Consider the following 22,190-nt stretch of genomic DNA (forward strand, 5'->3'; position numbering starts at 1 on the left):
GTTTATTTGCGCTTATCAATAAATTTAACCGGCTTCCTAACTGCTTCCGGAAATTGCAGTTTCTGCATTTCATCGTGCTTTAAATAGGTGATATGCGGGCTTACCCGTAGCCTGGCCTGTAAGTTGGCGCGGATCTTCCTGTCGCAGTCATCTGTATAACTAACGGGAAGCAGGTGCAGCAGCACTTCATCCATTCCTATTTCGTTGGAATATACCTCAGCCACAAAATCTTTAATCTCTTCCATACCATTCAATAAATCGAACAGCGCGGGTGGATAAAGGGTGGTGCCTTTAAATTTGATCATCTGTTTTTTACGGCCAACGATGGATGACAGCCTGATACTGGCACGGCCGCAGGCGCATGGCTCATCATAATAATGGCAGATATCGCCTGTTTTGTAACGCAATAAGGGCATCCCCTCTACGCCGAGGGTAGTAATAGTAACCTCGCCCGATTCGCCGGGAGTAACGGGGTTATTATGCTCATCCAATACCTCCACAATCAACAAATCGGGTTGATGGTGACCGCCGTGGCCTTCGCCGCATTCGGTAAAAGCGGTTTGCATTTCGGTGGAGGCGTAGGTTGAGTATAGTTTAATATTCCAGGCCTCGGTTATTTTTTTGCCGAGGATATTGAGGCTAAAATCGGTGTTGCGAATATTCTCGCCTATACAAACCGCCTTTTTTACCGATGACGAATTGATATCGATGTTATGCTCCTGCGCAAACTGGATCAGTTTTAAAATAAAGGATGGTACGGCTACAATGGCCGTTGGCTTCAACCTTAAAATGGTTTCCCATTGCAGCGACGGCACGCCCGGCCCCAAACGGATAATACCCGCGCCAATTTTACGGATGCCCGAATAATAAGCCATTCCCGCCATAAACTGCCTGTCGAGCGTTAGCATTAACTGGTATAAGTCGGCCGGCGAACCATCGGCACAGGTGAAGGAATTGTATTCGTTATAGGCAAGCCTTTCCAGATCGCCTTCGGTAAGGGATATGGTTACGGGGCTGCCAAGGGTGCCTGATGTAGAACTGTATTCGATGATCTCGCACCTATCCACACATAAAAAATCATCGTTGCGTTTTTGCAGATCCTCTTTGGTTGTTGTGGGGATTAAACGCAGGTCATCAAGCGTTTTGATCCGGTTGATATCAATATTGTTTGTAGCGAAAAGATCTTTATAAAACGGAGAGTTTTGGCTGAGATACGCCAGCAGTTCCTGAAGCTTTTGCTCCTGTATTTTTGCAACCTCCCGTTTTGGTTGAAATGCTAATGATTTAGGTGGATATGTGATCACTTTTCAATAATTACCACGGCCGATGCCATTGTTTTTAAATGAGTTAATGATACCGAAATTTTAAGCGGGCCGTTGCGGTTAATAACCACGGCACTTTCGCCAATGGGTTCGAGTGAGGGTTTGCCGTTTTCGTCGTTGCTAACCTCTATTTCGTTAAAGGCAGTATCCTTTAGCCAGCCAGTGCCCAGGGCTTTAAAAAAAGCCTCCTTGGCGGCAAAGCGGGCGGCATAATGCTGATACTTGTTGGTTTTGCTTTCGCAATAAGCTATCTCCTTAGCCGAAAAAACCAGCTCACGAAAGCCCTGCTCTTTGGCAATACTGCTTTGCACACGCTCTACCTCTATCATATCAATACCTACGCCCGCTACTGTCATGAGCTTAGTTTTTTAATGCATTTTTCAACCTGTTTTTTAATATAGTTTTCCTCGTTTACAGTGGCTATCACTTTGGTTAAAGCCGTTTTATAATAGCTGAGGGCTTTTTTGTAGTTGTTATGCTTGAAGGAATAATCGCCGGCAATTACGTAGGCATGATAAAACTGTGGGTTGCTGGCTACCACGCTATCCGGATTGATTTCGCCGCCATCAAACGCTTTTTGCTTCAGGGTGCGGTAGGTGATAAAATCGCGGTACGCCTTGGTATTTAAAAAAGTATCCTGTTTGATGGTAAGCGTGCTGTCTATCACTTCATGATCGGTTTGCATGCCCTTCATGGCGAAGATCTTTTTCAGATCGTAAGCCACAAACTGGCCCAGTTGCCATGGCGAGGTGGACACCCAAACCAACAGTTTCTGCGGCTCGAATACTACCGAGTGGTGGGCAATTAGTTGGTTCAATGCTTTTTCGTTACCCATGCCAATATCTTCGCCGTGCAGGCCGCCGCGGTCGCGTAAAATATCAACGGTTTTTTGAACAGTATTTTTACTGTCGGCATTTAGCAGTTCCATTAAGCGCTGGTAGCGGTAAGGCGAGGCGCTGTTGCTTAGCTGCACCTCGTTTTCTTTCGAGTGCGCCAGGCCCTTGCTTTGTAAATGGTTGGCGCATAAAATATAGTTTTGGTGCGGGTCGTAAACGTCCAGCGTATCTGGCGTTTTCTCGATCACTACGGCCTTGTTATCCTCGGCCGAAGCCACCAAAAACGATTCGGACACAAACATTTTGCGTTTTTTGGCTATCGCGATGGCTTCATCGATGTTTTGGGCGTATTGCAATATCTCGCGGGCCACTAAAGATACCGGCGTGGCCGAGCCTGATGGGATGTTAGTTTTATCGGCATTGATGGTAACGCTCAGGCCTTTTTCGTTCATGCCGGATACCGCGCCTACAAAACCGCCCCAGGTAATGGTCATAAATTTATGCCCTTCGGATGGGTTGAAGAAAGCTACCATTTTATCGTGTGCGAAGTTATCGCCCACATAAAAATCAAAGTTACGGCCTACTATCATCGTACCATCTGCCGAGCGGTCGTTCCAGGTACCGAACGAGGTGCAGCCCACCAATGCCATACTCTGCAAAGCATGACCAATATCATGCGCCGCATGGTAATTTAAAATGCGCTGATAGTTTGAGCCGATGTACTGGAATTTATCCGAAGCTGATTTGGAGATGCCATAGATCTCCTCTTTATACTCTTCATTTACATTTTTGGCCAGGTCACGGTTAAACCAGGCGATGAAATATTTGAGAAATGAGAGGTACGATTTTGAGGGGATGATCTTGCCTATCTGGTCGGTAAAATAAACCTCCTGGTTCACTACCAATTCTTTGCTCAGTTTGCCGTTAATTACCCCGCGCTCAAAAGGTTTGCCCGCTACATACATCTCGAACAGGCCGCTTTTGCTTTTCCTAAACCAGTTGTTGCCAATGGTATAAAATCCCGGCGAGGGTTGCTTGCGCTGTAGTTGCAAACTGCTCAAATCGGCAGGCGTGGGTGGATGTTCAATAGCTACGCAATACAGGTAAATAAAACCGATCAGCAGCAAACCCACAAATACAAGCGCTGTGTACAACAGCCTTTTCCCAAATCTTTTCCAGCTGAATTTCCGGTTACGCATTTCTTATTTTTTCTATCAGGTTATCATTGCCCAGCAAAGCGCAGCAGGTTACTATACCACTCATGGCGGCACCTAAAATGCCATGTAAATTAAGGTTTTGCCCCGTGAAGTACAAGTTAGGCAGCTTGGTACGCGGTGAGATGAAGGTTTTTAAAGGGTGCTTATAATCTTTGGCAATACCATAAAGCGAGCCATCGTCATTACCAATATAATCGCGGTAGGATAACGGCGTGGCTGTATAGTATGAGTGGATTTGCTCCCGTAAGCCCGGAAATTTTAGTTCCACATCATCCAATAAAACTTCGGCTTTGCGTTTTTTGAATTGCTCATAGGTTTCGCCGCGAAAAGCTTCGTCAGATACAGTGTTGAAAGTATCCTCCCATGGCTTCACCTCCTCGTAGCGCATATAGGCCAAAATGGTCATACCATCGGCATATTCCTTGTTTTTTGATGATGGCGTCATGAACACGGCATAGCCCAGGGGCCAGTTTTGCTGTGTATAATCGGCCATGTGCCATACCTGCCCGTCTTTAAAGCTGTAAACGTTATGGCTGAAATATTTAAACGTGTCTTTTTTAAATACAATGTTGATGGTGAAGGAGGATACCGAATTTTCCAGGCTTTTCAACCGGTTGCGGTAGACATTTTTGATCACCGCCGAATCCGTCATTTCCAGTGTTTTTACCGGGTGGATGTTGGATATAAAATGATCGGCGTACAGCTTTTCGCCGCCTTGCAGTTCGACGTATGTTATTTTACCTTCCTGCTCCACCAGTTTTTTTACGGCTTTGTTCCGGATAATAACGCCTCCCTTGTCGCGGATATTGCGGGCCATGAGTTTGGCTATCTGCGAACCACCGTCAACACATTTCCAGGAGCTTTCAATATAACTGTTGAGGATAAGCGCGTGTACATACAGCGGCGTTTTATCGGCCTGCCCGGCGTACAGCGAGTTATTACCCGCTAACACTTGCTGCAGTTTTCTATTATTGGTGATGGATGCCAAAAAAGCTTCGGTATCCACCTCCAGCACATCTGCCTTTTCATAAAAATCATCCGACGAGCGGAGGTTATACAGCGGGAACTTATCGCAAACCTCTTTCAACTTATCGCAATAAGCACGCAAAGCACGCTCTTCATCCGGGAAATAAACCAATAACTGTTTAATGAAATTATCATAACCCTGCGCCTGCGGATACTCCACCGGGTCATTATCGATCATGATCTTATCAAAGGCATCCGGGTTTTGTTTTTCCAGTTTCAGGCCATTGATAATATCGATGTATTTAAAAATCTGGTACAGGTTCTGCCCTTTATCCAGGCCGCCAAGGTAATGCACGCCCGAATCAAAGATCACCCTATCCCGCACATAAGTTTGCAGCGAGCCGCCAAGCTGTTTGTTTTTTTCAACAACGCAAACCCGGTAACCCTCGCGGCCAAGCATATCGGCACAAACGAGGCCGCCCATGCCGCTGCCAACAATCAATACATCAAACTTATCGTCCATTTATTGGGGCTTCCCTTCTTTTGTCATCACAAAAATAATATTTGAGGTGTATCGGCTATTGTCAATTTGATTGCACTGCAGGCCATGTACCGCGGCAATTTCTTTTAAAGCTCTCCCTGAAATAAAGGAAAGGCCTTTATCAACGGTTTTATTGAAGCCCAATATCCGGGTAGAGAAAACCTCGGTAAGAGCTGTGCCTTTTTGCCTTTGCTGCAGATCGGCATCACCATCTCTGATAATCAATTTACCGCCCGGATTTAATGCGGTGATACATTTTTCTATCAAGTGCGTTTGCCGATCAGGTTGCAGGTAGTGCAGCATATCGGCCATAATGATGGCATCATATTGCTGCATTTCAAACTGCAGGGCATCGGCATACACAAAATTGATATCATCCGTTTTGCTGAAACAGTTGCTGGCAACTTCTATTTTTTCCTCATCGTAATCAACCCCGGTAAACTCCCGTTCCGGTGCGGCAAAATGCAGCATGTAAGGCATAAAACCATAGCCGCAACCCAAATCGAGCATTTTGCCTTGTTTGGGCAGCAGATTGTGAAATACCTGGTAGTTTTTTTCCAACCGGACCTTGATACGCATATACCATTCCAGCACCGGGCCTTTGTACAGGTAATTATAAAATAGCTGCTCGTTAAAGTAGGCCGGTTGCTCAATCTGGTCGCTTAGCTTTTGGTATTCCTGTTTAAAATAACGGTTGATATTTTTAGTACGTTCGGCATAACCTATACCAAATGAGGTATCGTCGGCTTTTATGCGCGGCAGGTATTTGATGGTGATAGTGCCGTTCTTTAGCAGAAAATCGCCTTTGGTCATGTTGTAGCCTGTGCCGTGCAGCATAATGGGCAGGATATCCATCCCTAATTGTTCTGCCAAAAAAAATGCGCCTTTATGGAAACGCTTCATTTTGCCATCGGGCGAGCGGCTGCCTTCGGGGAAGATGACCATCGAGTAACCTTGTTTCACCTTTTCGGCAAGCTCATGAACGTTCTGTTCTACCCCTTCGGCCACCGGAAAATACCCGGCCATCCTCACAACCGCTCCAAACACCGGCGAATTCCAAACCCAATGATTGGTGAACAGGATAAGCTTAGGATGCTGCATAACGAGCGTCAGAATATCCAAAAACGATTGATGGTTACTGATCACCACGGCAGGTTTTTCAAACGGATCCTTATCCACAACACGCTTACGTATATTGGGCATAATGTACATCATCGACCAGCAGAATTTTGACAGGATGACATGATATACATACTTGCTCCGCCTGCCCTTAAAAGGATTAAGCTTGATCAGGAATAAACCGATGAAGCTTGACAACAAACAACCGCTCACAAAATAAGTGAATGCGAAAACCGAGATCACAAAGCCGCTCAACGTCCAGGGGAATTGCTTTTTCCGCACCCTGTTCCGGATGAGCAAATTGAACAAAAACGGGATTAAAATCTGCGCCATTACCACCACGCAAACAATCCCGATGATGGAGATCAAAGCGATAGAGCGCAAGGCCGGATGTTTGGCAAAGATCAGCACCCCCAACCCGGCCACCGTAGTAATGGCCGAAAGGAAAATAGATGATTTGTAGGATGACAGGTTTTTCTTCCCGGTTTTATATTCCTGCAGCAACCCGTCCATAATAAACAAGCTGTAGTCATCGCCCAAACCAAATATCAGGGCCGAGATAATGATGTTCACGATGTTGAATTGGATACCCAATAGCCCCATCAAACCTAAAATCCAAATCCAGGAAATAAACATCGGGATAAAGGATACCAGCGTAAGCTCAATGCGCCCGTAAGTAAGCAGCAACACCGTAAATACCAGTAACGACGACATGATGGCGATGCTGGCAAAATCATTATTGATAATGCCTACAAAACGATTGGTAAGGTATTGTTTATCAACAACCGTAACATTCGGCATATCATCAAACAAGTTGTACAGTTTGGTTTTATCTTCCGGGGATATTTTAACCAGGGTGATCACACCTGCCCGGCCCGGTCGCTCGGTGATATAATCGTCCAATAAGCTTGTGCGGATACCGGCCATTTCATCCTGCCCAACAGGTCGAAAATCTTTATTGATGAGCTGTTTAAAATGATCAAAGGCCGAAGGCTTAAAACCTAAAGCTGCACCTTCTTTAAGCAGCACAGCTATCAGCTGTTGTTTTTTTGCGGGTGTCCAGTAGTTATTCCATCGGGTAATACGGGCCTGCTGTAATGAATCGGAAATAATGAGAGATGATACGCCCGAGTATTTTTTAACGATGTTCTTTTCTTTCAGCTGCTCTATTTGCGCCGAGAGCTTTTCGTTGGTGCGGAGAGCCCCATCAAGCGTTTTGCCTTCGACCAATAAATAAACCGATTGCAGGGCGTATTTATTGATGGCATTCAGTTTGGCTTCGGAGGCTTTGAGTTTATCGGTCATGAAATTCATGCGGGTCATGTCCGTTTCAAAGCTCACGTTGCGGGCGGTGTAGCTGAATACTACTGTTAGTATAACAATGCCGGTAATAATGAATTTATTGTACTCGGGGTTGTAGGCCGAGAGCTTATCAATCCATGATAATTTGGCGATATGCTCATCCTGTTCTTTTTGTGATGCGATGAAATGCGGCAGGAAAATGAGCGAGCAAAAAGAGGCGCCGATCAAGCTGAAAGCGGCAAACAGGCCCAGATCCTTCAGCATTTCCGATTCAACAAACTCCAAACAGAAAAAACCGCCGATGGTAGTAAAGCTGCCCACGGTGAGCGGCATAGCCAAGTCACGGATCACCTGTTCAATACTGCGGGTGTGGCGGTAGTGATTAAAAACATGCAATGAATAATTTACCGCGATGCCCAGCACCACAGAACCTGTACCCAAAGCGATAACCGAAATGCTGCCCTTTACAAAATAAACCACCGCCAATGAAAACAGTGCCCCAAATAGCACCGGCACCAAAATCACTACAGGTGCGCGCTTCTTCCTGAAATAAAATCCAAGAAAAACGATCAGGAATACCACCGTAATACCCTGCGTAAACATCGAATCGCGGCGTAACTGCAGGGCGTTACCTACCGATACCGCCGTGGTACCGAAATAGCTGCAATTGATGGTTTTGAAATGTTTAGCTTGCAGGCTATCTATGATACTGTCGATACCTTTCAGCATAACAGCATTCTCGCCGGTGTTATTGGGTGAGTATTTTGGTGTAATGAAGAGCAGCAGGTTTTTGTGATTTTTGGTCATCACATAGCTGTCGTACAGTTCAAAGTTTTCGTCGTATTGCAGCTGCTGTAGTTTTTTGAGGCCGAGGTAGGAGATGCCAACCGGGTCGGCGCTGATCATGCTTTTAAGGGCGAGGCCGGCCGGTGAGGTAAGCGTACGCAGATCGCGGGCGAGGGTTTCTTTTACTTTATCCGGATGGATGAGCGTGTCAATATCCTTGTAGTCTCGTTCGCTAAGATAAATAGGCAGATTTTTATTAATAGTACTGAAAAGCTGCATTACCAACCCATCATCAACCTTAGCGTTTATTTTGCCGATGTATCCTGGTAGCTTCTGCTGAACGGTTGCGGTAAAATTATCGGCATAGGCTATCAGGCTATCAGGTTCCTGCCTGGTGGTATCTTTTAACGAAACCATCACCACCAGCTTTTCAACAAACTTGGAATTTTGGAAAATGTAGTTGAGTTTCTCAATCTTTTTATCCTTCGGCAGTACTTTAGAAATATCCTCCTCAAATTTTATCCGCGAAGCGAAAAAACCAACAAACAGAAAGCTTGCCGCAAACACAACATAAAACAGCGGCTTGCGGGCATTGAAATAGTTATAAATACCTATTAGGATTTTTTCCATGTACTACAACGCGGCTACGGGCCTCCGCTTAAACAGCTTTAACAAAGCAAAGGTGAGTAATCCTGCCGTAATACCGGCAATAATGGCCAGCGAAATACTGCCATAAAGGTATTGTTCCAGGTGTTCGCCTATCGATTTGAGCGAGATTTTGTCAAGCGGTATCTCCACATCCTTGCCCCCCATCCAAAGGCTGCCGGTTTTGTAACTCAAAAAAATAATCACCGGGATCATGGGCGGGAAACTGATGTGCGCAGCCGTAATTACAATGGCTTTGTTCAACCTCAGAATAATAGCCAGCGAAATAGCCACCAACAACTGAAAACCCCAGATGGGTACTATCCCCATAAAAACCCCAAACGCTACCGATTTTGCTTTAAGCTGCGGCGAGTGTGCCGGGTTAAAGAATAGATTTTTCAGCATCAGCTTCGCTTTTTTTTTATCAAAAAGCGTTCTGAAAAAATCACGCGGCTTGATCCATGCAAAAGTGATGATCACTAAAAAAGTATTCAGCACGCTGATGCGCGAAAAATCCTGGAAGGGGCGAAAATGCGAGATCCGGGTCTCTTTCGGCGCATAGTAAACTTTTACGGGCACCCAATCTATCTTAATACCTTTCCAGGCAGCGCGTACTATTACTTCTATCTCAAACTCGTATTTACGGGTAATGAATTTGCTGTTTTTTAACAGGTGTATAGGATACAAACGGTAGCCCGATTGTGTATCCGGGCATTTGATCCCCGTTTCTACCCAAAACCAAAAATTAGAAAACTTATGCCCAAAACTGCTTTTCCCCGGCACGGATGACTGCTCCATATTGCGCGAACCGATGATAAGCGCGCCCGGTTCCTGCTCCAGTTTTTCGATAAAAGCAGGCAAATCGGCAGCAAAATGTTGCCCGTCCGAATCGATGGTGATGGCGTATTGATAGCCTTGTTCGGTAGCAAATTCAAATGCTTTGCGTAAAGCCCAACCTTTGCCCACATTTTGGGTATAACTAACGGATTGTACCTGCGGAAATGACTGGATGATGGCCGGTGTACTATCCGAAGAACCATCGTTTACCACAATAACCTGGTTGGTATAAGCCAATACATCGGTAATGACGGAGGCCAGTGTGCCCTCGTTATTATAGGTGGGTATAATAACGCATACTTGTAATTGTTTAAACTTTGCCTGTATAAGTTGTAAGTTATCCGTCATATTGTATCAATCGCACGTACCGGCTTCAGTCCAGGTTTTAGGGGTTTTGTGGGTTTACGTTTATTGTTTTGCAAAGTTATTGTTTAAGGTTAAATTAAACGTTAAATTTTTGTGTGGAGATATACTGATCTAAAATTAAGTGTTGTAATTAAGAAAAATCATATTCCAAAGACGATAACAAAAGCGCGTGGGGCTGACAGAAAAGCGGGCCGGGCGTATGGCCTCGTGGGCTGAAGCTTTTTTCTGTCTTGACTTTTTGGTTACTTTTGTGTCAAGACAAAAGTAACAGCCTCCGCGGCAAATGAGCGGCCAATGCTTGTTGTATTGAATCAAAGTCCGTCATCTATCGCGAATAACGAAAGCCGTTTGCTCGGGGAGTTACTCGTATGCTGGCGAGAGCATTCAAAACGAGCATTCTGTTATTTAACATACATTGGCCCGCTCAATCGCCGCGGGTTGGCTTTGTTCTTTTTCTTGATAAAAAGAACCAAAAATCAAGTCACCAGGAAGGCTTCTTTGTCGCACTGGCCTGCGCGCATCCCTACCCCTTTCCTTCCCTGCAAACCAGGCAGAACCACGGGCTGCTAAATTTTGCCCCACTGCGTTCGCTCGTGCCCCACGCTTCTGCAAAAAGTAGCGATGCCCCTTCCCACGCTCAAGTCCACCATCGTTCTGCCCGCTTTCGCCCGAAGCTTTCCTGCTGACGGGAGCTGCTATGAGTAGGCTTTTCGTTATATGGATTGATATTGTTTCTTTGCTTTTCCTACAATCTTCATCACTTGAGTCCGTTAGATAATTGCCGCTTGTCTCAGGGCAAGCAGTTGCAATCTTGTTTTCAAATTCAAGCATTTACTTTTTAATTATGGCGAGTTCGCCATAATTAAAATGATGGCTGTTTAACTACTTTGACATACATGAATACACCATCGTTCCGAAATCCAAACATTTACCTTATTTTCGCGCTGATTTTGTGGAGACGAATAATCAAACCTTATTAAATAAAACAATTGCGCCGATGCTACAGGTTGGAGGGAAGGCCCTAACGCTGGATGATTTTTACCAGGTAATTTTTAATAACAGCACTATTGTTCCGGATGAACGGGCGTTGAAAAACGTGGAAGCCAGCTTTAATTTTCTGGATGGCTTTTCGGCCAATAAATTGATTTATGGTATCAATACCGGCTTTGGCCCTATGGCGCAGTATAAGGTGAGCGATGAAAACCGGTTGCAATTACAGTATAACCTTATTCGCAGCCATGCCTCTGGCGGAGGCAATTTAATGCAGCCCCAACTGGTGAAAGCGCTGATGCTCGCCCGGTTAAACAGCTTTATGCAGGCCCACTCGGGCGTGCACCCCGAACTGGTGAGCCTGCTTACCGAACTTATCAACAAAAACGTTACGCCCTGCATATTTGAACATGGCGGCGTAGGTGCCAGCGGCGATTTGGTGCAGCTCGCCCACCTTGGCCTTGTTTTAATTGGCGAGGGCGAGGTAATTTACAATGGCGAGGTACAACCAGCCGCTGTTGTTTTTGAAAAACTGAATATTAAACCGCTACAGATCCATATTCGCGAAGGCCTGGCCATTATCAACGGCACTTCGGCCATGACGGGTATCGGGCTGTTGAATATCGTTCGCGCTAAAAAACTGCTGGGCTGGTCGATTAGGCTATCGGCCATGATCAATGAGGTTGTGGGCGCTTTTGACGATCATTACTCGCAGGAGTTGAACAGGGTAAAACATCATACCGGCCAAAACGCGGTTGCGGCACAGCTGCGGGAGATTTTGAAAGACAGCCAAATGACGCGCAGCCGTTCGGAGCATTTATATAATCCCGAAAATATCGATCAGGAAGTTTTTGAGGATAAAGTGCAGGAGTACTATTCCCTACGCTGCGTCACGCAGATCCTCGGACCGGTTTATGATACCATTGCCCATGCCGAGCATGTGGTTGTTGATGAGCTGAACTCGGCAAATGACAACCCGGTTATCGACCATGAAAACCATAATATTTTCCACGGTGGCAATTTTCATGGAGATTATGTGTCGTTGGAGATGGATAAGCTTAAGATAGCCGTTACCCGCCTGTCAATGCTATTCGAAAGGCAATTGAATTATTTGCTGAATGATAAGCTAAACCAGAAATTTCCACCGTTTCTGAACTTAGGCGTACTTGGTTTTAATTTCGGCATGCAGGGTATGCAGTTTACTGCTACTTCAACCGTTGCCGAAAACCAAACCCTTTCGTACCCGATGTACGTACACAGCATCCCGAACAACAATGATAACCAGGATATTGTAAGCATGGGCTGTAACGCGGCGTTGTTAACCAAAAAAGTGATCGATAACAGTTTCGAGGTGCTGGCTATCCAGGCCATGACCTTGCTGCAGGCCGTTGATCATCTTGACTGCGCTGATAAACTATCTACTCAAACCCATAAAATTTATACAGATTTAAGGGCGATATTCCCCAAATTTGTAGAGGATCAGCCTAAATATCCTGATCTGCAAAACGTTAAAAACTGGCTGGAAAACGCCGAACTTATTTCCTGAATCTATTAAACCTTTTAATACCCGATATATCTTATGAAATGTGCATTAGTAACCGGAGGTTCGAGAGGGATTGGCAGGGCCATTTGCTATAAAATGGCAGCCATGGGTTATTACGTGCTGGTAAACTATAAAGGCAACGTTGAGGAGGCCAACAATACCCTCGCCCAAATCAAGGAAAATGGAGGCGATGGTGAGTTGCTGCAATTTGATGTGGCCGACAAAAACGACATCCAGCAAAAATTAGGTAGCTGGATTGAAACCAATACCGAAAAGTACATTGAAGTTTTAATAAACAACGCCGGCATTAAGGATGATGGCCTGATGATGTGGATGAAGGACGAGCAATGGGATGGTGTGCTAAACACCAGCCTCAACGGATTTTTCTACGTTACCCGCCTGGTGCTTAACGGCATGTTGGTAAAAAAATACGGCCGCATTGTAAACGTGGTTTCGCTGTCGGGATTGAAAGGTTTACCGGGACAAGTGAATTACTCGGCCGCCAAAGCTGGCGTGATTGGTGCTACCAAAGCCCTGGCGCAGGAAGTTGGCCGCCGGGGAGTAACTGTGAATGCCGTGGCGCCGGGCTTTATCGCTACCGATATGACGGCGGGATTGGATGAAAAGGAGTTGAAAGCGATGGTGCCGCTGAAAAGATTTGGTACGCCCGAAGAGGTTGCACATGCGGTTGGATTTTTAGCATCAGCGGAGGCGGCTTATATCACTGCAGAGGTGCTTTCGATAAATGGCGGGTTGTATTCATAAAAGCAACCGCCGCCGCCCGGCTCCAGCCGGGTGGCAACTATCAAACGGCCTCTGGCCGACGAAGCACCGCAGGCCGGAGGCCTGAAAATAACGGTCACTCGGCTGGAGCCGAGCGACGGCATTTTTAAATTACAAGTAACAAACAAAAGAGCAATTAACTCTTAATATAAACTTAACCATCAGCCATTAGGATAGCAATATCTTATTGGCCGATATTTGAACCCGAAGTAACGCGATACATACAAAAACGTATAAAGTTTTATTTTTTTGTATTTTTATTGCATTTTGTTGACTATGTACTACAAGTTTTTGCTCGGATATGAATAGGGTTGTGATAACAGGGATGGGTATCTATTCGTGTATTGGGAAAAATCTTGAAGAGGTTAAAGAGTCCCTTTACGCGGGTCGGTCTGGTATTGTTTATGATCCCATCCGTAAAGATTTCGGTTACCGCTCGGGCCTCACCGGCGCGGTAGAAAAACCCAACCTTAAAGGTACGCTTGACCGCCGGGCCCGCATTATGCTGCCCGAACAGGGCGAATACGCCTACATAGCCACCGCCGAAGCTTTGCAGCAGGCCGGAATAGATGCTGATTACATCGCCAAAACCGATGTAGGCATTTTATACGGTAATGACAGCACAGCCAAGGCCGTGATTGAAACCACCGATATCATTCGCGAAAAAAAAGACACCATGCTCATCGGTTCGGGAGCGGTTTTTCAAACCATGAACTCTACCGTTACCATGAACCTGGCTACTATATTTAAACTGCGTGGGGTTAATTTTACCATTAGCGCGGCATGTGCCAGCGGTTCGCATTCTATCGGGATGGGCTACCACCTCATCAAAGCCGGGATGCAGGATTGCATTATCTGCGGAGGAGCGCAGGAGTTGAGCCATTATTCGATGGGGAGCTTTGATGCCCTTTCGGCGTTTTCAGTACATGAGGCCGATCCGGCCAAAGCTTCACGGCCTTTTGATCGTGACCGCGACGGATTAGTACCCAGTGGCGGCGCGGCTACCGTGATATTGGAAAGCCTGGATTCGGCACTAAAAAGAGGTGCTACCATTTTAGGCGAGGTTGTAGGTTATGGCTTTTCATCAAACGGCGCCCATATCTCAAACCCAACGGTTGAAGGCCCGGTACGTTCATTAAATATGGCATTGAAAGATGCCAATATGCCGGCATCCGAAATTGATTATATCAATGCCCACGCTACATCAACCCCTGCCGGTGATGCCAGCGAGGCTAAAGCGATTGATGAAGTTTTTGGCGAGTACAAACCGCTGGTAAGCTCAACCAAATCCATGACAGGCCACGAGTGCTGGATGGCCGGAGCAAGCGAAATTGTGTATTCGATGCTGATGATGCAAAATTCGTTCGTGGCACCTAACATTAATTTCGAAAACCCCGATGAGGATTCGGCTAAGCTTAATATAGCTACCGAAACCGTCGAAAAAAATATAGATGTATTCCTGTCAAACTCGTTTGGGTTTGGCGGCACCAACTCGTCCCTGATTATTAAAAAATATATTTAAACCCAGCCATTATGCAAATTGAAGAGATTATTGAAAGAATTAACAGCTTCCTGGCCGAGGAATTTGAGGTGGATGCAGAAAAAATGGTACCCACAGCAAATCTGAAAGAAACCCTTGATCTGGATAGCCTTGATTATATCGACCTCGTAGTAGTAATTGAAAGCAATTTCGCGTTCAAGGTAAAGCCCGAAGATTTTACAGGCATCGTTACCTTCCAGGATTTTTACGATTACGTATTATCGCGCGTACAACCTAAGGAGCTTGTATAATGCCCGCCTGGCAGGGAAAATCAAAAGGCACAACCCTTGGTTACCGCATTTTTGTTAGTGTTTTAAAAACGGCAGGCGTTAAGCCGGCTTATTTTATGCTGAGGTTTGTGGCACTTTACTACTTCCTGTTTTCGTGGCAAACATCCAAAGGCACGTACTATTATTTCCATAAGCGGCTCGGTTTTGGTAAGGTAAAATCTCTGTTTAAGCTTTATAGCAACTACTACCTGTTTGGGCAAAGTATAATCGATAAGGTGGTGATCATGTCGGGCATCCCTAACAAGTTCACCTTTAATTTTGACGGGCGTGAAAACCTGCAGGCCATAGCAGCCATGAACCGCGGCGGATTACTGCTCAGCGCGCACATTGGCAGCTGGGAAATAGCCGGCGAAATCCTCGACCATATCAAAAGCCGCATTAATATAGTAATGTTTGATGGTGAGGACAAGCAAATTAAGCAGTACATGGACTCGGTAACCGGCGAGCGGAAAATAAACATCATTGTGATCAAAAACGATCTGTCGCATATTTTCCAGATCAACGCGGCCTTTCAAAATAACGAGCTGGTTTGTATGCATGCCGATAGGTTTATTGAGGGCAATAAAACCATAACCAGGGAGTTTTTAGGTGAGGAGGCGAAATTCCCGGCTGGCCCCTTTGTAATGGCCGAAAAATTTAAAGTACCGGTAGCTTTTGTTTACGCCCTCAAGGAAAGTGCACTGCATTATCACTTTTTTTCGAGCCCGGTAAAAGATTATTCGGACCTGCCCAAAGGCGAAGCTATGCAGCAGCTCACAACTGATTTTATAACCGGTTTTGAAAACAAAGTAAAAACGTACCCCGAACAATGGTACAACTACTATAATTTTTGGCAATAAGCAATGACCTTACCAACAACCGATGTTTTGGCTTTAATACCCCAGCGATCGCCATTTGTAATGGTTGATACCCTGGTATCGGCATCCGAAGATACCACGCGCACCACACTGCTGGTATTGCCCGGTAATGTATTGGTAAACGATGGCGAACTAAGCGAAGCCGGGCTTACCGAAAACATCGCCCAAACAGCTGCGGCAGGTGCGGGATATGCGGCCCGGCAATTAAATAAACCCGTGCAACCGGGCTTTATAGGTGCGATAAAAAACCTGGGGGTGTTTGCCCTCCCAAAAGTTGGCGATACCATCGAAACTGAAGTTAAAATAGAGAACCAGGTTTTTGATGTAACCATCATTAAAGGAAAAATAACCTGCAAGGGCGACACGTTAGCCCAATGCGAAATGAAAATATTTATTCAACCACAATAATATCAACCATGAAAAAAACCGCAATTAAACTAAGTTTACTCATAGCATTATCAGGCTTGTTTATAAAACCGGCATCTGCCCAAACCAAAGCCGAGGTATTTGATAAAAAAACGCCGATTACCTGGTTAGGTCTTGATTTTTCGCAAATGAAATTTATTGGCTCGGAAGAGGCATACAGAAAAGAAGTGATCAACGCCGAGTTTGTTGGCAAGTACATCCCTATGTGGGAAAATTTCTTTTTAAAAGAGCCTAAAAAATATAACCCGGCAAGGGCGGTGCACCGCGATACCGTTCATTTTGCCATGAATGTAACCGAAAAAGTAAACAGTGCCATCACTAAAAACTTTTTTGATTCAGATCCCGGTCATTTTAAAACACTAACCGAAAAAGACATAGAAGCCCTTATCAAAAACTACGATTTTTTAGGCAATAAAGGGATCGGTATGTTATTGATTGTTGAAGGGATGGACAAAGGCCGTGCGCAGGGCGGTGCCTGGATCACCTTTGTTGATATGGATAAAAAGACTGTATTATACACCGTTTTCCGCACAGGCAACAGCCGCGGGTTTGGTTTCAGAAATTACTGGGCACATCCATGGCCTGTAATTCTGGATGATTTTGGTTCTGATTTCGATTTGTTTAAAAAATACTAAGCCCGGGCGTTTTGCAGCAATCGTTAACAAATACTATCGAAATAGAAGTTAAATTCAGTGATGTGGATATGCTGGGCGTGGTTTGGCATGGCAACTACATCCGCTATTTTGAAGATGGCCGCGAAGCTTTCGGCAAACAATATGGCCTGGGTTATATGGATGTATATAACGCGGGCTATGTTGTGCCTATTGTTAACGTTAATTGCGATTATAAACGGTTTTTGAAGTACGAAGACAGGGTGATTATCGAAACCACCTACACACCTACCGAATCGGCAAAGATTAATTTTACCTATCGCCTGCTCAATGCCCAAACCGGCGAACTGATAGTAAAAGGCTCGACCGTACAGGTATTTGTGCGCCGCGATAATTTTGAACTGCAACTTACCAATCCGGATTTTTTTATGGATTGGAAACAGCAACAAGGTTTGATATAAAGGAGCGTGATGAAGAAGGTTTACCTTGTTGCTGATAATATTACCTCGCCGCTGGGCGCCACCACTGCTCAAAATTTTGAGCACCTGGTTAACGGCGTTACGGGCGTGAGGCAACATGATAACGAAACCTTGTCCGATGATCCCTTTTTTGCAGCGCTATTTGAAAAAGGATATTTTCAAACCGATGAACGCTGGACGAAGTTCGAGCATCTCATCATTGCTTCATTAACTGAAACCCTGTTTGGAGTAGATAAAAATATCGCGGGCAAAAACACCGTCCTGATCATTTCTACCACCAAAGGCAATATCAGCCTGCTGGAAACCGAAACACCTGGCCCCGAACTGGATGTACGGATAGCGCTGCATACCTCGGCAAAAAAAATAGCCCGGCATTTTGGTTTTGTAAACGAGCCTATAGTTATTTCACATGCCTGTATTTCAGGTTTAGCCGCCATGATTACCGGAATGAGGTTAATCCAATCCGGCCAGTATGACCATGCGGTAGTTGCCGGGGCCGATGTGATCTCAAAATTTGTGCTTTCGGGTTTTCAATCGTTTCAGGCTGTTAGTCCGGCTTTGTGTAAGCCATTTGATGTTGACAGGGATGGCATTAATTTAGGCGAAGGTGCGGCAACAGTTATTCTATCGGAAATAAAAACAGAAGATGAGGCTATTGAATTAGTTTCGGGTACAATTAGTAATGATGCTAATCATATTTCAGGTCCATCACGTGCCGGCGAAGAGTTATATTATGCCATTAACAAAGCGATAGATGCGGGCGGATTGAAACCGGAGGATATTGATTTTATATCCGCCCATGGCACAGCAACCGTTTATAACGATGAGATGGAAGCCAAAGCAGTAACGCTGGCCGGTCTGCAGCATACGCCGCTGAATAGCCTTAAAGGTTTTTACGGGCATACTTTAGGCGCTTCGGGCCTGATAGAGGCCATTATCTCGGCACAATCATTAAAACAAAATATAATTATTCCAACCCAAGGCTTCAACAAACAGGGCGATGATAACCCGGTAAATGTTTGCAGCCAACCTATATCAAAACCGCTTAACAACTGCCTCAAAATAGCCTCGGGCTTTGGGGGCTGTAACGCGGCTATCATCCTAACCAAATCACAAAAGGAAATATAATAATATGAACACAGAACAGGTAGACGTACTGGTAATAGGTGCCGGCCCGGCCGGAACGGTAGCCGCATCCATTGTACACCACGCAGGCTTCAAAGTAAAAATTGTAGAGAAACAGCTTTTCCCCCGCTTTGTAATTGGTGAAAGCTTGCTGCCACGCTGTATGGAAGCGCTTGCCGAAGCCGGTTTTATAGATGCCGTAACCGAAAAAGGCTTTCAGCAAAAAGCAGGTGCCAAGTTTGTAAAAGACGGTGAAATTTGCGATTACCAGTTTGCCGATCAGTTTACCCCCGGCTATAACTGGACCTGGCAGGTGCCCCGTGCCGATTTTGATAAAACCCTTGCCGATACGGTTGGGCAAATGGGTGTGCCTGTGCATTACGAGACTTCCGTTACCAACATCGTTTTCAACGGCCAGGATTCGGTTACTACCGTAGAGGATAAAGATGGCAAGCAAACCGAGATTGCGGCCCGCTTTATTATTGATGGCAGCGGTTACGGCCGTGTGATCCCTAAACTATTCAATCTCGACAGGCCATCTACTCAGGTTCCACGCAAGGCCTTGTTTGTGCACACAGTTGATAAAAAACGTTCGATGGCCGATGAGCCAAACCGTATTACCATTGTGGTGCACCAGCCCGGCGTTTGGATCTGGATTATTCCTTTTGCCAATGGCATTACCTCGCTGGGTTTTGTGGGCAACCCGGAGTTTTTTAAGCAATACGAGGGTACGGATGAAGAAATTTTACGCGGCCTGATCGCTTCGCAGCCTTATTTTGCCGAGCGGTTTGAGGATGTAGAGTTCGCATTTGCTCCTAAAACTTTAGAGTCGTGGTCGGCTACTACCGATAAGTTTTATGGTGATGGTTTTGTGCTTACTGGCAACGTAACCGAGTTTTTAGATCCGATATTTTCATCGGGGGTAATGCTGGCAACCGTATCGAGCCAGACAGCCGCCAAACTGGTTATCCGCAAACTGAATGGCGAGGCGGTAGATTGGGATACAGAATATATGCAACATATGATGCAGGGGGTAGACACATTCCGTTCGTATGTTACGTCGTGGTATGAGGGTGTGCTGGATACCATATTCTTTTCTAACAATCAGGACCCGCTTGTTAAAAGCCAGATTTGCTCGGTACTGGCAGGTTATGTTTGGGATCTGGATAATCCTTATGTTAAAAATCATGAAACAGCTCTGCACAAACTGGCCCGCACTATTACCCTGAGGGATATGGTTGAATTTGGAGCAGAAAGCGGAACGCTTGAGGCCGAAAGCAAATTATAATCATTTACAAAACGCAGCATTAATTGAACCCGCAGTTTTACATATCATCCCATTGCAGTATCAATCAAAACACCGTTCGTTATAATAACGAAGTGGTGTTTGCTGCTGCCGATAATGATATTGCCTCTTTTTTGCTTTCGGTTTACCAGCACCTTGGGGTAAAATATCCTAAGTTTTATAAAATGGACAACCTGGCCAAACTGGGCTGGCTTGCCGCCGACGTGTTGCTGAAAGATTTTGATAAAACTAAATATCAACCTACGGATATCGGCGTGGTGTTAACCAATGCCGGTTCGAGCCTCGATGCGGATAAACGGTATTTTGAATCGACAAAGGACATAGCAAGCCCGGCGCTGTTTGTGTACACGCTGCCTAATATTGTTATCGGCGAGATCTGCATCCGTCATCATTTTAAAGGCGAAAACGCATTTTATATTTTTGAACGGTTTGATGCTGATTTTATCGCTCGCTATGTTTCCCTTTTATTGGAAACAGGACAAATGCAAGCTTGTATTTGTGGTTGGGTTGAAATGACCTCGACCGATTACAAAGCTGTTTTGTTTTTGGTGGAAAAGCACAAAAAAGAAAATTCAATACTTTTCGATGCAGCAAGCATTGAAGAGAAATTCATTGCCGTTGGTTTTAACCAACGGTAACTGTTAAGGGGGCCCATTCCGGGCTTTAGCCCAAATACGCCATTCGAGGGGGACTTGGGCTAAAGCCCCTCGTGTTCAAATTCATTATTCCGTTGGCTAAAGCCAACGGCAATGAAGTAATAGTTGGCTAAATAGAAATAAAGAAACCTCAAAGGTTTCGCAGAAAATATTAATAAAATTTACAGTACAGCAAATGGATAAATTAATCGCCGATCTGAAAGAGCAGATCATTGAGCAGTTGAACTTACAGGATGTAAAGCCGGAGGATATAGGCGATGATCAGCCGCTTTTTGGTGATGGCCTTGGTTTGGATTCGATAGACGCTTTAGAACTGATCGTATTATTGCAGCAGAAGTATAAAGTAAAGCTATCCAATGCCGAGGACGGCCCGAAAATTTTCCGGTCGGTACGCACCATTGCGGAGTTTATTGAGGAATATAAAGCTTCGAACGCCTAAGCAAAAATGGAGCAACCTGTATTCATAGCCGGCCTTGGGGTAATTTCGGCCATAGGTAACACTGTGGCCCAAAACCTGCTGTCGCTTGAATTAGGTAAAACAGGCATTGCGCCTATCCAATACCTGGATACGGAGCACCGGCATGAGTTTCCGGTTGGTGAAGTTAAGCTGAGCAATGGAGAGCTTAACGAGCTATCGGGATTTAAACCAGGCATTAGTCGCACCGCTTTGCTTAGTTTAGTTGCAGCAACAGAAGCACTTGCCGATGCCGGCTTAGAAAACTTCGCTAAGCTGCGAACAGGCTTCGTCTCTGCCAACACCGTTGGCGGCATGGACAAAACCGAAGATTTTTTCAGGGATTTTTTACCCGACGATGCTAAAGGCCGCCTGCGCAATGTGATCAACCATGAGTGCGGGGCTGTTACCAATTTAGTTGCCGATAAGCTTGGCATCAGAGATTACATAAGCACTATCAGTACAGCCTGTTCATCATCGGCCAACGCCATTATGTACGGGGCAAGGCTCATCAAAAACAACCTGCTGGATGTGGTGATAGCCGGAGGAACCGATGCACTCACCCGTTTCACGCTGAACGGGTTCAATACCCTCATGATACTGGATAAGCAACCCTGCCAACCGTTTGACGCCAAGCGCCGGGGGCTTAACCTTGGCGAGGGGGCAGGTTATGTGGTGCTGGTTTCTGAACGGGTAGCTTCTTCTATAAAAAAGGAACTTTATTGTAAGCTAAGCGGCTATTGCAATGCCAACGATGCTTATCACCAAACAGCATCATCACCGGATGGTACGGGTTCATTGCTGGCGATGGAAGGTGCGCTTAAAAAAGCGGCTCTGCAACCAAATAATATTAGCTACATCAATTTACACGGCACAGGTACGCAAAACAACGATAGTTCGGAAGGGGCGGCCATTAGCCAATTATTTGCAGGGCATTATCCTAAAATGAGCTCGACCAAGGCCTTTACCGGGCATACGCTCGGGGCCAGCGGCGGCATCGAGGCGGTTTATTCGGCATTGGCTGTTCAAAAAGGATTGATCTATCCAAACCTGAAATTTGAAACGCCAATGGAAGGCTTGCCATTTACACCCGAAACACGCTTTTCCAAACAGCCGGAAATAAAACATGTGCTATCCAACTCTTTCGGGTTTGGAGGTAATTGTTCATCATTAATATTTTCAAAACTATAGGC

General features: G+C 45.4%; 20 protein-coding genes. 13 read left to right on the forward strand and 7 right to left on the reverse strand.

From position 1 onward, the window contains the following. Positions 1-2: 2 nt before the first annotated feature. The 7 genes from flxY to HYN43_RS23210 all read right to left on the reverse strand — a co-directional run bounded on the left by flxY (position 3) and on the right by HYN43_RS23210 (position 10,768). Positions 3-1,304 (reverse strand): flexirubin biosynthesis putative acyl-CoA ligase FlxY, encoded by a 1,302-nt coding sequence (gene flxY / locus HYN43_RS23180; RefSeq protein WP_245446993.1) that lies wholly within the window; start codon positions 1,302-1,304, stop codon positions 3-5. Further along, entirely contained in the window at positions 1,301-1,678 is a 378-nt protein-coding gene (gene acpS, locus HYN43_RS23185) for a holo-ACP synthase (protein WP_119406295.1), read from the reverse strand. Before acpS ends, flxY begins: the two co-directional genes overlap by 4 nt. Next, the gene (locus tag HYN43_RS23190; protein WP_119406296.1) at positions 1,675-3,357 is read right to left on the reverse strand and encodes a C45 family autoproteolytic acyltransferase/hydrolase; all 1,683 of its coding nucleotides are present in this window, start codon (positions 3,355-3,357) and stop codon (positions 1,675-1,677) included. The genes acpS and HYN43_RS23190 overlap by 4 nt, the downstream gene beginning before the upstream one ends. Continuing rightward, on the reverse strand, positions 3,350-4,864 hold the full coding sequence (locus HYN43_RS23195) for a phytoene desaturase family protein (protein ID WP_119406297.1): 1,515 nt from the start codon (positions 4,862-4,864) through the stop codon (positions 3,350-3,352). Before HYN43_RS23195 ends, HYN43_RS23190 begins: the two co-directional genes overlap by 8 nt. Beyond that, on the reverse strand, positions 4,865-8,719 hold the full coding sequence (locus HYN43_RS23200) for a trifunctional MMPL family transporter/lysophospholipid acyltransferase/class I SAM-dependent methyltransferase (protein WP_119406298.1): 3,855 nt from the start codon (positions 8,717-8,719) through the stop codon (positions 4,865-4,867). Between the two features lie 3 nt (positions 8,720-8,722). Beyond that, the gene (locus tag HYN43_RS23205) at positions 8,723-9,919 is read right to left on the reverse strand and encodes a DUF2062 domain-containing protein (RefSeq protein WP_119406299.1); all 1,197 of its coding nucleotides are present in this window, start codon (positions 9,917-9,919) and stop codon (positions 8,723-8,725) included. A gap of 423 nt (positions 9,920-10,342) precedes the next feature. Further along, positions 10,343-10,768 (reverse strand): hypothetical protein, encoded by a 426-nt coding sequence (locus HYN43_RS23210; RefSeq protein ID WP_119406300.1) that lies wholly within the window; start codon positions 10,766-10,768, stop codon positions 10,343-10,345. 166 nt (positions 10,769-10,934) lie between these two features. On the opposite strand from HYN43_RS23210, the gene flxA reads away from it, so the two are divergent. The 13 genes from flxA to HYN43_RS23275 all read left to right on the forward strand — a co-directional run bounded on the left by flxA (position 10,935) and on the right by HYN43_RS23275 (position 22,188). Further along, positions 10,935-12,473 (forward strand): flexirubin biosynthesis tyrosine ammonia-lyase FlxA, encoded by a 1,539-nt coding sequence (gene flxA / locus HYN43_RS23215; RefSeq protein WP_119406301.1) that lies wholly within the window; start codon positions 10,935-10,937, stop codon positions 12,471-12,473. Between the two features lie 33 nt (positions 12,474-12,506). Continuing rightward, positions 12,507-13,235, forward strand: a complete 729-nt coding sequence (gene flxB / locus HYN43_RS23220) for a flexirubin biosynthesis SDR family reductase FlxB (RefSeq protein ID WP_119406302.1) — start codon at positions 12,507-12,509, stop codon at positions 13,233-13,235. 319 nt (positions 13,236-13,554) lie between these two features. Continuing rightward, entirely contained in the window at positions 13,555-14,775 is a 1,221-nt protein-coding gene (locus HYN43_RS23225; RefSeq protein ID WP_119406303.1) for a beta-ketoacyl-[acyl-carrier-protein] synthase family protein, read from the forward strand. An 11-nt stretch (positions 14,776-14,786) separates the two neighbouring features. Then, complete coding sequence (locus tag HYN43_RS23230; protein ID WP_119406304.1) at positions 14,787-15,044, forward strand: phosphopantetheine-binding protein; 258 nt, start codon at positions 14,787-14,789, stop codon at positions 15,042-15,044. Continuing rightward, positions 15,044-15,922 (forward strand): lysophospholipid acyltransferase family protein, encoded by an 879-nt coding sequence (locus HYN43_RS23235; protein WP_119406305.1) that lies wholly within the window; start codon positions 15,044-15,046, stop codon positions 15,920-15,922. Before HYN43_RS23230 ends, HYN43_RS23235 begins: the two co-directional genes overlap by 1 nt. A gap of 3 nt (positions 15,923-15,925) precedes the next feature. Continuing rightward, complete coding sequence (locus tag HYN43_RS23240; protein ID WP_205589811.1) at positions 15,926-16,348, forward strand: hotdog family protein; 423 nt, start codon at positions 15,926-15,928, stop codon at positions 16,346-16,348. 8 nt (positions 16,349-16,356) lie between these two features. Continuing rightward, positions 16,357-17,001 carry a hypothetical protein gene (locus HYN43_RS23245; RefSeq protein WP_119406306.1) on the forward strand — a complete coding sequence of 215 codons (645 nt, stop codon included), beginning with the start codon at positions 16,357-16,359 and terminating at the stop codon, positions 16,999-17,001. A gap of 11 nt (positions 17,002-17,012) precedes the next feature. Beyond that, entirely contained in the window at positions 17,013-17,438 is a 426-nt protein-coding gene (locus HYN43_RS23250) for an acyl-CoA thioesterase (RefSeq protein ID WP_205589812.1), read from the forward strand. A 9-nt stretch (positions 17,439-17,447) separates the two neighbouring features. Further along, positions 17,448-18,584, forward strand: a complete 1,137-nt coding sequence (locus HYN43_RS23255) for a beta-ketoacyl synthase N-terminal-like domain-containing protein (RefSeq protein WP_119406307.1) — start codon at positions 17,448-17,450, stop codon at positions 18,582-18,584. Positions 18,585-18,588: 4 nt separating this feature from the next. Continuing rightward, the gene (locus HYN43_RS23260) at positions 18,589-19,869 is read left to right on the forward strand and encodes an NAD(P)/FAD-dependent oxidoreductase (RefSeq protein WP_119406308.1); all 1,281 of its coding nucleotides are present in this window, start codon (positions 18,589-18,591) and stop codon (positions 19,867-19,869) included. 23 nt (positions 19,870-19,892) lie between these two features. Next, positions 19,893-20,525, forward strand: a complete 633-nt coding sequence (locus HYN43_RS23265) for a hypothetical protein (RefSeq protein ID WP_119406309.1) — start codon at positions 19,893-19,895, stop codon at positions 20,523-20,525. A 172-nt stretch (positions 20,526-20,697) separates the two neighbouring features. Further along, positions 20,698-20,982, forward strand: coding sequence for a phosphopantetheine-binding protein (locus HYN43_RS23270; protein ID WP_281024327.1), 285 nt, complete (start codon positions 20,698-20,700; stop codon positions 20,980-20,982). A 6-nt stretch (positions 20,983-20,988) separates the two neighbouring features. Continuing rightward, positions 20,989-22,188, forward strand: a complete 1,200-nt coding sequence (locus HYN43_RS23275) for a beta-ketoacyl-[acyl-carrier-protein] synthase family protein (protein WP_119406311.1) — start codon at positions 20,989-20,991, stop codon at positions 22,186-22,188. Positions 22,189-22,190 lie beyond the last annotated feature (2 nt).

It is taken from the genome of Mucilaginibacter celer (genome assembly GCF_003576455.2).
In the GTDB taxonomy this organism is placed as follows: Bacteria; Bacteroidota; Bacteroidia; order Sphingobacteriales; family Sphingobacteriaceae; genus Mucilaginibacter; species Mucilaginibacter celer.

Coding starts and splice junctions, on each gene's coding strand:
- acpS (WP_119406295.1), bottom strand. CDS start 1,678: ATGACAGTAGCGGGCGTAGGTATTGATATGATAGAGGTAGAGCGTGTG.
- HYN43_RS23190 (WP_119406296.1), bottom strand. CDS start 3,357: ATGCGTAACCGGAAATTCAGCTGGAAAAGATTTGGGAAAAGGCTGTTG.
- HYN43_RS23195 (WP_119406297.1), bottom strand. CDS start 4,864: ATGGACGATAAGTTTGATGTATTGATTGTTGGCAGCGGCATGGGCGGC.
- HYN43_RS23200 (WP_119406298.1), bottom strand. CDS start 8,719: ATGGAAAAAATCCTAATAGGTATTTATAACTATTTCAATGCCCGCAAG.
- HYN43_RS23205 (WP_119406299.1), bottom strand. CDS start 9,919: ATGACGGATAACTTACAACTTATACAGGCAAAGTTTAAACAATTACAA.
- HYN43_RS23210 (WP_119406300.1), bottom strand. CDS start 10,768: ATGCTTGAATTTGAAAACAAGATTGCAACTGCTTGCCCTGAGACAAGC.
- flxA (WP_119406301.1), top strand. CDS start 10,935: ATGCTACAGGTTGGAGGGAAGGCCCTAACGCTGGATGATTTTTACCAG.
- flxB (WP_119406302.1), top strand. CDS start 12,507: ATGAAATGTGCATTAGTAACCGGAGGTTCGAGAGGGATTGGCAGGGCC.
- HYN43_RS23225 (WP_119406303.1), top strand. CDS start 13,555: ATGAATAGGGTTGTGATAACAGGGATGGGTATCTATTCGTGTATTGGG.
- HYN43_RS23230 (WP_119406304.1), top strand. CDS start 14,787: ATGCAAATTGAAGAGATTATTGAAAGAATTAACAGCTTCCTGGCCGAG.
- HYN43_RS23235 (WP_119406305.1), top strand. CDS start 15,044: ATGCCCGCCTGGCAGGGAAAATCAAAAGGCACAACCCTTGGTTACCGC.
- HYN43_RS23240 (WP_205589811.1), top strand. CDS start 15,926: ATGACCTTACCAACAACCGATGTTTTGGCTTTAATACCCCAGCGATCG.
- HYN43_RS23245 (WP_119406306.1), top strand. CDS start 16,357: ATGAAAAAAACCGCAATTAAACTAAGTTTACTCATAGCATTATCAGGC.
- HYN43_RS23255 (WP_119406307.1), top strand. CDS start 17,448: ATGAAGAAGGTTTACCTTGTTGCTGATAATATTACCTCGCCGCTGGGC.
- HYN43_RS23260 (WP_119406308.1), top strand. CDS start 18,589: ATGAACACAGAACAGGTAGACGTACTGGTAATAGGTGCCGGCCCGGCC.
- HYN43_RS23275 (WP_119406311.1), top strand. CDS start 20,989: ATGGAGCAACCTGTATTCATAGCCGGCCTTGGGGTAATTTCGGCCATA.